The 14,079-nt window shown below is 36.0% G+C and carries 9 protein-coding genes; 5 read left to right on the forward strand and 4 right to left on the reverse strand.

Annotation, left to right across the window (positions count from 1 at the left end):
• Positions 1-16 precede the first annotated feature (16 nt).
• From BUE84_RS01080 to BUE84_RS01095, 4 genes are all read right to left on the reverse strand, one after another.
• A complete protein-coding gene (locus tag BUE84_RS01080; protein ID WP_034691447.1) occupies positions 17-865 on the reverse strand; it encodes an ABC transporter permease in 849 nt (282 codons plus the stop codon).
• A 174-nt stretch (positions 866-1,039) separates the two neighbouring features.
• Entirely contained in the window at positions 1,040-1,903 is an 864-nt protein-coding gene (gene rfbA, locus BUE84_RS01085; protein WP_079240168.1) for a glucose-1-phosphate thymidylyltransferase RfbA, read from the reverse strand.
• 97 nt (positions 1,904-2,000) lie between these two features.
• Entirely contained in the window at positions 2,001-3,080 is a 1,080-nt protein-coding gene (gene rfbB, locus BUE84_RS01090; protein WP_079240169.1) for a dTDP-glucose 4,6-dehydratase, read from the reverse strand.
• 4 nt (positions 3,081-3,084) lie between these two features.
• Entirely contained in the window at positions 3,085-4,398 is a 1,314-nt protein-coding gene (locus tag BUE84_RS01095; protein WP_079240170.1) for a UDP-glucose dehydrogenase family protein, read from the reverse strand.
• A 214-nt stretch (positions 4,399-4,612) separates the two neighbouring features.
• Between BUE84_RS01095 and rimP the strand changes: the two genes are divergently transcribed.
• The 5 genes from rimP to BUE84_RS01120 all read left to right on the forward strand — a co-directional run bounded on the left by rimP (position 4,613) and on the right by BUE84_RS01120 (position 14,006).
• A complete protein-coding gene (gene rimP / locus BUE84_RS01100) occupies positions 4,613-5,080 on the forward strand; it encodes a ribosome assembly cofactor RimP (RefSeq protein ID WP_034691441.1) in 468 nt (155 codons plus the stop codon).
• Positions 5,081-5,096: 16 nt separating this feature from the next.
• Complete coding sequence (gene nusA / locus BUE84_RS01105) at positions 5,097-6,332, forward strand: transcription termination factor NusA (RefSeq protein WP_034691439.1); 1,236 nt, start codon at positions 5,097-5,099, stop codon at positions 6,330-6,332.
• 76 nt (positions 6,333-6,408) lie between these two features.
• Positions 6,409-9,393 carry a translation initiation factor IF-2 gene (gene infB, locus BUE84_RS01110; RefSeq protein ID WP_079240171.1) on the forward strand — a complete coding sequence of 995 codons (2,985 nt, stop codon included), beginning with the start codon at positions 6,409-6,411 and terminating at the stop codon, positions 9,391-9,393.
• Between the two features lie 305 nt (positions 9,394-9,698).
• Positions 9,699-12,533, forward strand: coding sequence for a SusC/RagA family TonB-linked outer membrane protein (locus BUE84_RS01115; RefSeq protein ID WP_079240172.1), 2,835 nt, complete (start codon positions 9,699-9,701; stop codon positions 12,531-12,533).
• Positions 12,534-12,545: 12 nt separating this feature from the next.
• A complete protein-coding gene (locus BUE84_RS01120) occupies positions 12,546-14,006 on the forward strand; it encodes a RagB/SusD family nutrient uptake outer membrane protein (RefSeq protein ID WP_079240173.1) in 1,461 nt (486 codons plus the stop codon).
• Positions 14,007-14,079: the final 73 nt, after the last annotated feature.

Below are 14,079 nucleotides of genomic sequence, written 5' to 3' on the forward strand. Positions count from 1 at the left end.
AATTTACCAACAAAGGTTATACAGTATCCATAAAGGTTTTTTCAACCTTATTGAAAACAACAATTCCTATCATTAAAAGGATAAGAATAATAGCAGTACTAATTCCCAGCATGGCAGGAGAAAAGTCTCCAACGCCTATCCAAGCATATTTAAAACATTCAAAAATACCGGTTAAAGGATTATAATAAGCCAACTTTTTAAAGAACCCTGGTAGTGATGAAACAGGATATATCACTGGAGTTGCATACATATATAGACTTACTCCAAAACCCAGAAGCATACTCAGGTCTTTATATTTTGTAGTAAGTGAAGAAAAGATCATTCCAACTCCTAATGCAAAAAGGGCCATTAAGAATATAAGAAATGGCGTTGCAAGAATCCAGATATTAGGATGAGCCTCTCCTTTACTATAATAATATGCCCATGCAAGAATAAATAAAATAAGCTGTACTCCAAATCGCATCAGGTTGGAGATAACAATAGACAATGGAGTAACCAGTCTTGGGAAATAAACCTTTCCGAAAATTCCCGCATTCCCTGTAAAAGTAGATGAGGTAGCAAGTAATGATGCCGAAAAGTAATTCCAGAGAGTAACTCCTGCCAGATAGAAAAGAAGGGGTGGAGCTCCATCTGTAGGTAATTTGGCAATTCTTCCAAAAATTACCAGATAGACGATAGTGGTGAGAATAGGATTAATAAAAAACCAGATTGGCCCTAAAATAGTTTGCTTAAAGCTGGACACAAAATCTCTTTTTACAAACATATAAACAAGATCTTTGTATCTCCAGACTTCTTTTAGCTTCAAGTCAAATAACGAATGATCTGCATCAATCGTCTCAGTCCACTTTTGTTGTGGTTCATTCATCTGTGTAAGTTTTTGCAAATTTATAATAATTAATTCTTACTGTATCTCTTAGTTTATGAATTTTCATAGTCAATAAAACTAAAAATCAACAACTAATATATTGATATTTGAGCGTATGAACAAAAACTATTGGCCATAAAGCCAATAGTCTATGAATTTTATAAATTATATTTGTTATTTTCCGACAAGTTGTTTCAGGTATTCGCCGTATCCACTTTTACCATATTTAGTGGCTGTTTCAAGCAGCTTTTCCTCGTCAATGAATTTATTTCTGAAGGCAATTTCTTCAATACAGCCAATTTTAAATCCTTGTCTTTTTTCAATAACACTTACAAATTCTGAAGCGTCATGAAGAGAGTCAAATGTTCCTGTATCCAGCCATGCAGTTCCTCTGTTCAGTACGGCTACTTCAAGCTTTCCATTGTTTAAGTAAACATTGTTGATATCTGTGATTTCCAGTTCACCTCTTGCAGAAGGTTTGATATTTTTTGCAATTTCCACTACATTATTATCATAGAAATAAAGTCCGGGAACTGCGTAGTTTGATTTTGGATTTAAAGGTTTTTCTTCAATAGAAACGGCTTTCAGATTTTTATCAAATTCTACTACACCATATCTTTCAGGGTCTGCGACGTGATAAGCGAAAACAACTCCTCCTTCCGGATTGGTTTTATTTTTCAATAAAGTTCCCATTTCGGAACCATAGAAAATATTATCTCCCAATACCAGTGCTGCGGGATCATTACCTATAAAATCTTCACCCAGGATAAAGGCTTGTGCTAAACCATCCGGGCTTGGTTGTACAACATATTCTATATTACAGCCAATTTGCGAGCCGTCGCCCAAAAGTTTGATGAAACCAGCCTGGTCATGTGGAGTTGTAATGATCAGAATATCCTTGATTCCTGCTAAAAGTAGTGTGGAGAGCGGATAATAGATCATGGGTTTGTCGTAAACAGGCATCAGTTGCTTGCTTACTGCAATCGTTAGAGGGTATAGTCTTGTTCCGGATCCTCCGGCTAATATTATTCCTTTCATGTTTTGGTGCGTGTTGCGCTTATTTCTTTTGTGTTGTGAGTTGAATTTCTGTTGAGTACAAAGGCTTTATTTCTCTGTTATCTCAATAGCAATATATTTAGCTGTATTGCTTGTTGTAGTAATCCTGATAATTTCCTGAGGTTACATTTTCAAGCCATTCTTTGTTTTCAAGATACCAGTCGATGGTTTTTCCTAAACCTTCTTCGAAAGTTACCGATGGTTTCCAGCCTAAATCTTTATTTAATTTTGTAGCATCAATGGCGTAACGTTTATCATGGCCTGGTCTGTCTTTTACAAAAGTGATCAGTTTTTCAGAATAGCCTTCCGGTCTTTCCAGTTTGGAATCCATTTGTTTGATCAGCTCTTTTACAAGATCAATATTCTGCCACTCATTGAATCCTCCGATATTATAAGTCTCTCCGGTTTTGGCTTCCTTAAAAATCTGATGAATGGCTCTGGCGTGATCAATTACAAATAACCAGTCTCTGGTATATTTTCCATCCCCATAAATAGGAAGTGGTTTTTCGTTGATAATATTTGAAATACAAAGCGGAATCAGTTTTTCAGGAAAATGATTCGGGCCATAGTTATTAGAACAATTGGAAACAATGAAAGGCATTCCATAGGTGTTTCCGTAAGCTCTTACCAAATGGTCGGAAGCTGCTTTGGATGCTGAATACGGAGATTGCGGGTCGTACGATGTTGTTTCTAAAAAGAATCCTGTTTCCCCTAAACTCCCATATACTTCGTCGGTAGAAATATGATAGAAAAGATTGTTTCTTTTTTCATCCGGGAATCTGCCGTGGGTATGGTCAGGATTTAATGTCCAGAACTCTTTGCAAAGATTCAGAAGATTAGCGGTCCCGTTTACATTCGTATTGATAAATGCCATTGGATCTGTAATACTCCTATCTACATGGCTTTCTGCTGCTAGATGTACAACTGCATCCGGATTGTATTTTTCGAAAACTTTTCTAAGTTCTTCCGGTTTTGTGATATCTGCTTTTTCGAAAACATAATTGGGTTCATTTTCAATGTCCTTTAAGTTTTCAAGATTTCCGGCGTAGGTAAGAGCATCAAGGTTGATGATCTTAGTGTCCGGATTGTTTTTTACAAATTCTCTTACAACATGGGAGCCGATGAACCCGGCACCTCCTGTAATAATAATGTTTTTCATTTATTTATTTTGAGATGGTCTTTCTTCCTATACTTTTATAATGAAATCCGTTTTGTTCAGGGACTTCCAGTGGATACATATTTCTGCCGTCAAAAATGACTTTGTTTTTCATTTTTTTAGCCATCAGTTCAAAGTTTGGATTTTTGAATTCCGGCCATTCAGTAGCAATAAATAGTGCGTCTACATCTTCCAATGCATCATACATTCCTTTGGCATATTGTATTTTATCACCTAAAAGTTTCTTAACATTATTTTCCGCAACAGCATCATAAGCAATGATTTCAGCACCCTTCTCTAATAGTAGAGCGATGTTGTCTAAAGATGAAGCTTCTCTGATGTCATCTGTGTTGGCTTTAAAGGCTAGTCCCCACATGGCGATTTTCTTTCCTTCAATACTTCCTCCGAAATATTTTTCAATTTCAGATACTAAAATAACTTTCTGGGTGGTATTTACAGTCTCAGTAGCTTCCAGGATCTGGAAATTAAAATCTTCCTGTTTTCCAGATTTTATAAGCGCTTTTACGTCTTTAGGGAAACAGCTTCCTCCATATCCGATTCCCGGGAATAAAAATCTGTGCCCGATTCTGTCGTCACTACCCATTCCCAGTCTTACCTTGTCCACGTCTGCACCTACCTTTTCACAATAGTTGGCAATTTCATTCATGAAGGTGATTTTTACCGCTAAAAAAGAATTTGCCGCGTATTTGGTAAGTTCTGAAGATTTCTCATCCATGAAGATGATGGGAATTCCTGTATTGGTAAAAGGCTGGTATATTTTAGACATAATGTCTTTAGCTTTTTCTGAACTTGCTCCTACAACAACTCTTGAAGGATTCATTGAATCTTCAACAGCAAATCCTTCTCTTAAGAATTCGGGATTTGAAACTACGTCAAAAGGAATGTCTGTTTTGGAAGAGATTGTTTCTCTTACCCTATCTGCTGTACCTACAGGAACGGTACTTTTATTGACAATGACTTTGTATTCAGTCATCATTTCACCAATATTATTGGCTACCTGAAGTACATAAGACAGATCTGCGGATCCGTCTTCTCCCGGAGGAGTAGGTAATGCCAGATATATAACTTGGCTTTTGTCTAAAGCTTCTTTAAGATTGGTAGTGAAAAATAATCTTTCAGACTGGATGTTTCTTAAAAACATTTCTTCAAGGTTCGGCTCATAGATGGGAACAATGCCGTTTTTCATACCTTCTACTTTTTTTTCATCAATATCAACACAGTATACTGAATTGCCAAGTTCTGCCAGAGTAGTTCCTGTAACTAATCCTACATAACCTGTTCCTACAATCGTTATATTCAAAATGTTTGTTTTAAAATTCTAAAGACAAAAGTAATAAAAATCCTGTGACATACTCTTTTAATTTATTGTAAATGAAACTTACGCTATTTGCTTGATACTTAAGATAATTTTGCATTTTTAGAAAAAAAGCTTATATTTGCAATGGATTTACGGAAAAAATGGGAAGGCTTCGGAAGAAAGCCTTTTTTCGTACTGTAAATCAAGATAAAAATATATGGAGTTTAGAAAAAGAATTGAAGAATTATTAAATGAATTCCTTGAGACCAGAAAAGATCTGTTTCTTATTGATCTTAAAATTTCTGCAGGGGATGATATTACAGTGATTTTGGATGGTGATAACGGAGTTTCTTTGCAGGACTGCCTTGATGCAAGCCGCGCAATTGAATTTAATATGGATCGTGAAGAGCATGACTTTAGCCTTCAGGTGATGTCTGCAGGACTGAGCGAGCCATTATCCACACCAAGACAGTTCAGTAAAAACATTGGAAGAGAGATTGAGGTGATGCTGGAGGATTCTTCTAAAATTGAAGGGGAATTGTCAAAAGTAGACGATGAGAAGATCACACTTGTTTTACGTTACCGAAAGCCGAAAGATATCGGGAAAGGAAAAGTAGATGTGGAGGAGGAGAAAGAAATTTCTTATCCTGAGATCAAAAAAGCATTAGTAGTAATTAAATTTTAAAAAGAAAAAAGAATAGATGGATAATATAGCGTTGATTGAATCCTTTGGTGATTTTAAAGACGAAAAGGGGATCAGTAAGATTGATCTTATGGCAATTATTGAAGATTCACTGAAGACTCTTTTAAGAAAGAGATTTGATTCAGATGATCATTTTGATGTGATTGTAAACCCGGATAAAGGAGATTTTCAGATATTTTTGAATAAAACAATTGTAGAGGACGAAATGTCTGAAGATGATGATTTGGAGATTGAAATCTCTGAAGCAAAGAAGATTGACCCTACCTTCGAAGTAGGTGAGGACTTTACAATGGAAATTCCTGTTGCACAATTGGGAAGAAGAAATATTCTTACCCTTAAGCAAATCCTTGCTACAAAACTTCAGGAACACAATAATGCAATGCTGTACGAACAGTTTAGAGATAAAATTGGTGAAATCGTTGTTGGAGAAATCCACCATATCCGTCACAAGCATGTGATTTTGCTGGATGATGAAGGAAATGAATTTATTTTACCAAAAGAAAACCAGATCCCATCCGATTTCTTTAAAAAGGGTGAGAATATCAGAGCTATTGTTGAGACAGTAGATTTTAAAGGTTCTAAACCACAGATTATTATTTCCAGAACTGCGCCTAAGTTCCTTGAGAAGTTATTAGAGCTGGAAATTCCTGAAATCCAGGACGGAACAATTATCCTGAAAAAGGTAGTGAGAATTCCTGGTGAAAAGGCGAAGATTGCAGTAGATGCTTATGATGACAGAATTGATCCGGTAGGAGCTTGTGTTGGGGTTAAAGGATCCAGAATTCATGGCGTTGTAAGAGAGTTGAGAAATGAAAACATCGATGTTATTCAGTGGTCTAAAAACCCTGAGATCTTGGTGAAGAGAGCATTAGGAAATGTTACAGTCAATAAAATTGACATCAATGAGGATCAAAACTATGCATTAGTATATACTCCTGTTGAAGAGATTTCTAAAGTAATTGGAAAACAAGGTCAGAATATCAGATTGGCTTCTTGGTTGTCAGGATATGAAATTGATGTGTACAGAGAGTCCAGCGAGGATGACGATGTTGAATTGAGAGAATTTAACGATGATATCGAGCAGTGGATTTTGGATGAGTTTAAGAAAGTAGGACTTACAACTGCAAAATCAGTATTGGATAAAGAAACTGAGAGTCTTTTAAATATGGTAGACCTTGAAGAAGAAACAATCGAAGAGGTTAAACGTATTCTGAGAGAAGAATTTGAAGATTAAGATTTTAAATAAATTTTAATAAACAGTAAAAAGGAAATACTTTAATTTTAAAAATTAAAAACAGTAAATAATATAAATGCCAAAAATTAGATTAAATAAAGCGGTTAAGGAATTCAACATTTCGATGTCCAGATTAGTAGAATTTTTACAATCAAGGGGTTTCGAAGTTGAAAGCAATCCTAACGCTCAATTGGAAGAAGCGGCATATTCTGCATTGGAGGCTGAGTTTGCTAAAGACGGCGAACAAAGAAAGGCTTCCCATGAGGTGGTGATCACTAAAGTTCCGGAAGAAAAGCTGGAAATTGAAGAAAAGAAAACCCCTGAAGTGATAAGAGCTAAAGCAAATAAACCAGAAACTAGAATTTTAGGTAAAATAGACTTAGAACCTAAGAAGCCTGAAGTTGAGGAAGCTCCTGCAGCTCCTGTGGCTCCTGTTGCGACACCGGTTGAAGAAAAGAAAGAAGAAATCGTGAAAGAAGAACAACAGCCGGAAGTTAAAGCAGCGCCTGAGAAGCAGGAATTTAAAGTTTTGGATAAAATTGATTTGTCTCAAATAGAATCTAGAAACAGACCTGTGAAAAAAGACAAACCAAAAATGGAGGAGAAAAAAGAAGAAGTTAAACCTGTGGAAACAGTAAAAGAAACTCCAAAACCAGTGGTTGCAGAGGAGAAAAAAGTAGAAACTCCAAAAGTAGAAGCTGAACCTGAATCTCAGGAACCACAAAAAATTGAGACGGTATATCAGAAGCTTGATGGTCCTAAGATCGTTGGGGAAAAGATTGACTTAACTCAGTTTGCGCCGAAGCCAGGTGCTGGAGCAAAAAAGAAAAGAAAGAGAATTGAAAAGCCTGGTGGCCAGAATAATCAACAAGGTCAGGGGAATAATCAAAACTCAGGAAATAACAACAATAACCAAGGTGGACAAGGCCAAGGTAACCGTCCACATAACAACAACGGTGGACAAGGACAAGGTGGAAACCGCCAAGGTGGTCAGGGAGGACAAGGAAATCGTCCTCAAGGTCAAGGTGGCCAGGGTGGAAACCGTTTTGGAAATAACCAGGGTGGTGGAAATCGTCAGGGTCAAGGTGGTGGCTTCAAAAAAGGAGGCCAGAACAACAGACCTGGACAAAGAGTTATGCCAGTTGAGCTAACTGATGAGCAAGTTAAAAACCAGATCAAAGAAACATTAGAAAAACTTACGAATAAAGGAGGGAAATCTAAATCTGCGAAACACAGAAAAGACAAGAGGACTTTCCGTAGAGAGCAGGATGAGCGTCAGCAGGAGCTTGAAGCACAAGACAGAACTCTTAAAGTAACAGAATTCATCACAGTGGGTGAATTGGCAAGTTTAATGAATGTTTCTCCAACTGAAGTAATTTCTGCTTGTTTCTCATTAGGGGTAATGGTTACTATGAACCAAAGACTTGAAGCTGATACCTTATTATTAGTAGCAGATGAATTCGGTTATAAAATTGAATTCTCAGATGCTGATCTTGAAGATACAGATTCAGAAGATGAAGTAGATACTGAAGAAAGTCTATTACAAAGAGCTCCTGTAGTTACTGTAATGGGACACGTTGACCACGGTAAGACTTCATTGTTGGACTACATTAGAAAAACAAACGTAATTGCCGGTGAATCTGGAGGAATTACTCAGCACATTGGTGCTTATAACGTGAAACTGGAGAATGGTCAGAGAATTACTTTCTTAGATACACCTGGTCACGAAGCCTTTACCGCGATGAGAGCGAGAGGTGCACAGATTACGGATATTGCAATTATCGTAATTGCTGCCGATGATGATGTGATGCCACAAACAAAAGAAGCTATTGCTCACGCACAGGCTGCACAGGTTCCAATGATTATTGCAATCAATAAAGTGGATAAACCTAATGCAAACCCTGATAATATCCGTCAACAACTTTCAGGCTTAAACCCTCCGGTTTTAGTAGAAGAATGGGGTGGAAATGTTCAGGCACAAGAAATCTCGGCTAAATTCGGTAACAACGTAGATGTATTGTTGGAGAAAGTTTTACTACAGGCTGAAATGCTTGAATTAAAAGCTAATCCTGAACGTGCAGCAAACGGTGTTGTTATTGAAGCATCTTTAGATAAAGGTAGAGGGTATGTAGCAACAATGTTGGTACAGACCGGAACTTTAAGAGTTGGGGATTATGTGGTAGCAGGTAAAAATCATGGTAAAGTAAAAGCTTTGCTTGATGAAAGAGGGAAAAACCTTAACGAAGCGGGGCCATCAATTCCTGCAACAATCTTAGGTTTAGATGGAGCACCTACTGCAGGTGATAAATTCCGTGTTTATGCTGACGAAAGTGAAGGTAAAGCTATTGCCAATAAGAGAGAACAATTACAAAGAGAATTATCAATCAGAACGAAGAAGCATACGACGCTTGAAGAATTGGGAAGACGTATTGCTTTAGGAGAATTCAAAGAATTGAATATTATCCTTAAAGGTGACGTGGATGGTTCTGTAGAAGCTCTTTCTGATCAGTTACAAAGATTATCAACAGAAGAAATCAGTGTTAAAATTCTTCACTCAGGTGTTGGGCAAATCACTGAATCTGATATCAACTTAGCAGCAGCATCCGATGCTATTATCATTGGATTTAATGTGAGAGCAGGTGCTAATGCTAAAGAACTTGCAGATCGTGAGGAAATTGAAATCAGAACATATTCTGTAATCTATAAAGCAATTGATGAGGTAAAAGAAGCGATGGAGGGAATGCTTTCTCCGGAAATTCAAGAGCAGGTGATTGGTAATGTTGAAATCCGTGAGGTATTCAAGATTTCTAAAGTAGGAACAATTGCAGGTTGTATGGTTCTTACAGGAAAAGTAACAAGACAGTCTAAAGTACGTTTATTAAGAGACGGTATTGTTAAATTCGATGGAGAACTTGAAAGTTTGAAACGTTTCAAAGATGATGTTAAAGAAGTAACGAAAGGTTACGAATGTGGTCTGAATCTTAAAGGTTACAATGACATCGAAATCGGAGATATCCTTGAAGTATACGAAGAAGTAGCGGTCAAGAAAAAACTAAAATAAATATATCCTAAATATGTGAAAACCACTTTTTTATAAAGTGGTTTTTTTATTTTTTAAACTCGCTTAATTTGTAATCATTCTAAATAATTTTTTTTGAATTATTAATAATTTGTTAAAACGAATGGGGTCTGTAAAAAAATTGTTTTTTATTGAATAAAAGCTGTCTATTATTATTGAATCTTATTTATTTTGTGTAAATTTTAAATGAAACAGTAAAAAAAATAGTCGTTTAAACGTTAGTTTAATTTGTGGATGTTAATATTTATTAACATATTTGCCCATTAAATATATTAAAATTTGTTAATATGAATGTTAAACTACGTGTATTAAGCGCCGGAGCTCTGTTTTTCCTAGGACAAGTAGCTTATGCGCAAAAAGCAAAGAAGGATACAGCTAGAGCTACTGAGATTGATGAAGTAGTAATGGTCGGGTTCGGACAGAAAAAATCTGTTAAAGAAGTTACAGGTTCTGTAAGTACAGTTAAAGGTGACAAGCTTAATGATCTGCCAGTTTCATCTCCTGATAAAGCCTTAATGGGTAGAGTTACCGGGGTACAGACTGGAGCAGCTTCAGGACAGCCAGGGGGAATTGTAAACATCCGTGTTAGAGGTAATACTTCTGTTAATGGAAATAATAGCCCAATCTTTATTGTTGATGGAGTAAGAATTGCTTCAGGAGATCTTACAAGCTTAAACACAACGTCAAATATCTTGGCGAATTTAAGTTCTGATGATATTGAATCAATGACTGTACTTAAAGATGCAGTTTCAACATCGTTATATGGAGCAGATGCTGGTGCCGGGGTAATCATTATTACTACAAAGTCTGGTAAATCTGGTAAACCAAGATTTCAGTTCTCAAGTAACTATGGGGTAAATAAAACAGCTTTTAAATTACCAAATTCATTGACAAAAGATCAATGGCATGGCTTAGCAGCTCAAACAATGGCCAATACACCAGCTGTATTTGGTTATGGATCTTATCAGGAAGCTTATGATGCCTTATTTGATCCAGACCAGGATCCACTAGGATATGCAGCTTATGGTAATGTAAACACTAATTGGCAAAAAGAATTAACTAGAAATAGTGCTAACCAAAGTGAAACAAACTTCTCAGTTAGCGGAGGAAGTGATAAATTCAAATATTACTCTTCTATCGGTATGTTCAATCAGGAGAGTGTCTATAAAGGGAGTGATTTCAAAAGAGTGAATGCTTCCACTAAAATTGAATATAAAGCAACTGATAGATTAACGATTAATACAGATTTCCAGTTTTCAAACAGTAAAATGCGTACTTTGAATGATGGTGGAGATTTTGCTAACCCATTGATTGCTCAGTACTTTAACCTTCCTGTTGATCCGGTAAGAAACCCAGACGGTAGCTGGTATTATGGAATTAATAATTCATTACCTTCCGGAAACTTTAACGTAGCAGCATTACAGGATATTAACTCTAGAAAGGCAAACACAAGTAGAGTATTTGCAAATTTAGGAGTAACTTATAAAATTCTTGACGGGCTTGTTTATAGAATGAATTTTGCACCTGAATATATCAACGTAGAAGAAGATGTTTACTTATCTCCTCTTCATGGTGATGGATATTCAGCGAAAGGTGATTTAACATCTAACGCAAGAAGATTTTTTAACTTCAACATTCAGAATATCTTAGAATATTCTTTCAGAATTGGAGATAAAAATAAATTCGTTGCAAGAGCAATCCAGGAAGCTTATAAGTCTGATATGAGAGCTATCAATGCTGAAGGACAAGTTGTTGCTCTTTCTTCTCTTCAGACTTTAGATAGTTTTGTTAAACCTGTTGCAGCTGGTGGAACAAAAGCGATTACTTCAAGATCTGGTTATGCAGGACAGGTAAACTATAACTATGACAATATTGTTAACTTAGACTTATCTTACAGAAGAGATGCAATGTCAAACTTCTTCCCAGGTCAGAAAGGAGGTAACTTCTATTCTGCTGGAGCGAGTGTTGACTTAGCAAGAATCTTTATCCCTGATAATGATTATTTAACATTGTTGAAACTTAGATCTTCTTATGGTAAATTAGGAAATCAGATTTCAGCATCTCCTTATGCTACATACAGCTACGGTATCAATTATAATAACAATGCTGGTGCAAGTTACGGAGGTTTTTATAACCCAGGACTTAAATGGGAAACTGTTAAGCCTTTCAACGTAGGAGTTGATATAGGTCTATTAAAAGATCGTGTATCATTAACAGCAGAATACTATAACAAACAAACTGAAGATCTAATCTTTACTGTTCCATTATCCCTTGCTCAAGGTATTTCAGGATATACAGATAATATCGGTACATTGGTTAACAAAGGATTTGAATTCAGTATCAATGCAGATATCTTAAAACCTGAGAATCCAAAAGGTTTTGCTCTTAGCATGGATGCTAACTTATCAACACTTAATAATGAGTTGACTAAAATCTATGGAGGAAAAGATATCATTTCCGGAGCTACAATCTTAAGAGAAGGAGAATCTATCAACAGCTGGTACATGAGAAAATGGGCAGGGGTTGATCCTAATAATGGAGATCCATTGTGGTATGTAAATGGAGTTGATGGTGAGACAACTAACAATTATAATAACGCTCAAAGAGCAGTTCAAGGTAATCGTTTAGCGAAATATTTTGGTGGTGTTGGTATTAAAATGTCTTATCAAAACTTCACAGTATCTGCACAAGGAACATATAGCTTTGGAGGTAAAGTATATGATGACTGGGCAATCTATACTATGAGTGATGGTCAGTACAACTTATTCTATCCTGGATATGAGGATCAACTAGATTATTGGACACCAAACAATACTAATGCATTGAACCCTAAACCTATTTATGGTGGAAATAAACTTTCAAACAGAACATCTACAAGATTCTTATATAAAGCAGATTATTTGAGATTAGCTAACTTAAAAATAGCTTATACCTTTGATTCTAGCTTCTTAAAAGGTTCAAACCTTAATAAAGTAACAGTTTACGTTATGGGTAACAACCTTTGGACACATGCTTATGATAAAAATTTAAGATATGATCCGGATATTGCACTTGCAGGAACTACTAACCTGAACTTGCCTCCTTTGAAATCTTATTTAGTTGGATTTAATGTTGAATTTTAAAAATTGAAAAAAATGAAAAAATACTTAATAGCATTTTCAGTTATTGCCCTTACTTCTACTGCAGTTACTTCGTGTGGTGAAGACTTTGTGGATACTGAATTTTTCCAAAGCAAGCCTCAGGAAGATATTAAAACAATAGAAGAGCTTCAGTCTTTTGTATTCGGAGCTTATGGTACTATGAGAGGTGCTTCTTATTATGGATGTGATTTTGTAACAATTCCTGAATTAAGGAGTGATGGAATGTATTCTAATAACCGTTCAGGATATTATAGTACAGTTTCAAACTATACAATGCTTTCTGGTGATGCTTACGCATCAGGTCCATATACTGCAATGTATACAACAATTGCTAAGACTAACATCATTCTTGGAACTTCAAATAACTTAAGCTGGGGTGAAACAGTTGATCCAAATCAGATTGCTCTGAAAATAAAGCAGCTTAAAGGACAGGCTTATGCAGTAAGAGCGCAGGCTTTGTTTGATGCTTTAAGATTATTCGGACAGCAGTATTCTGGTGGAACTACTGGAGTTGTTGTTCCTCTTCAGTTTAATCCTTCTGCTAATATGGCTCGTTCAACAGTTCAGCAGACACAAGCTCAAATTGAAGCAGATTTTAATAGTGCATTAACTAACCTTACAGGAAATGCTAATCAGGTTTATAGTGATAAAACTGTATTAAATGAATTCTCAGTTAAGGCTTTGATGTCTAGATATTATCTATACAAAGGAGATTATGCTAAGGTACGTTCATTAGTAAACGATGTTGTAGCATCTGGGAAATATAGTGTAATTCCTCGTGATTCATATTTAACAAGCTGGACACTTAATAATGCATCTTCTAACTCAGTGTTTGAATTAGCTGTTGGACCAATTGCTGCTTTAGGTTCTACAAGTATTAACTCTAAAATTAGCCCAACTAACGGATATCAAAATATGCCAGTTAAAGCTAATCTTGTATCTTCTATCCCAGCTCAAGATATCAGAAGAGATATATTTGCTGCAAGTGGTAATACTTCAGGAACATTTATTGCTGCAAAGTATCCTAATACTAACGGAGAAGATAATATTAGAGTTTCTAGATACGAAGAGGTTATCCTTAATGGTATTGAAGCTGAGCTTAATGGAGGAAGTACTGCTAAAGCTCAGGATTATTGGGAACTAATTTTGAGAAATAGATTAACAAGTTATAAAGATGCTGGTGGGAATACAATAACTGTTGACGCTCAAATTCTAGCAGCTGGAACAGTTGATATGACTAAGCTAAAAGCTGAAAGAAGAAAAGAGCTTGTTGGTGAAGGTTTCAGAATGTGGGATTTACTAAGATGGGGAGGACCTATTCCTAAAAATGCTACTAATGGTAACGTAACAGCTAACATTGCAATTGGAGATAACAAATTGGCATTCCCAATTCCTTTAGCAGAAACTAACGTTGCTGGAACTTTGGTAAAATCAAACCCTGGTTACGATAACTAATTATCAAATCTGATATATAAAAAAGAAGCCACCTTTTAAAGGTGGCTTTTTTATTCACTCAAAATCTTAAAAA

This window comes from Chryseobacterium indologenes (genome assembly GCF_002025665.1).
GTDB lineage: Bacteria > Bacteroidota > Bacteroidia > Flavobacteriales > Weeksellaceae > Chryseobacterium > Chryseobacterium metallicongregator.

Bases quoted from the DNA above. Each gene is read 5' to 3' on its own strand.
- infB (WP_079240171.1), top strand. From the start codon at position 6,409: ATGCCAAAAATTAGATTAAATAAAGCGGTTAAGGAATTCAACATTTCG.
- nusA (WP_034691439.1), top strand. From the start codon at position 5,097: ATGGATAATATAGCGTTGATTGAATCCTTTGGTGATTTTAAAGACGAA.
- BUE84_RS01115 (WP_079240172.1), top strand. From the start codon at position 9,699: ATGAATGTTAAACTACGTGTATTAAGCGCCGGAGCTCTGTTTTTCCTA.
- rfbA (WP_079240168.1), bottom strand. From the start codon at position 1,903: ATGAAAGGAATAATATTAGCCGGAGGATCCGGAACAAGACTATACCCT.
- BUE84_RS01120 (WP_079240173.1), top strand. From the start codon at position 12,546: ATGAAAAAATACTTAATAGCATTTTCAGTTATTGCCCTTACTTCTACT.
- rimP (WP_034691441.1), top strand. From the start codon at position 4,613: ATGGAGTTTAGAAAAAGAATTGAAGAATTATTAAATGAATTCCTTGAG.
- BUE84_RS01080 (WP_034691447.1), bottom strand. From the start codon at position 865: ATGAATGAACCACAACAAAAGTGGACTGAGACGATTGATGCAGATCAT.
- rfbB (WP_079240169.1), bottom strand. From the start codon at position 3,080: ATGAAAAACATTATTATTACAGGAGGTGCCGGGTTCATCGGCTCCCAT.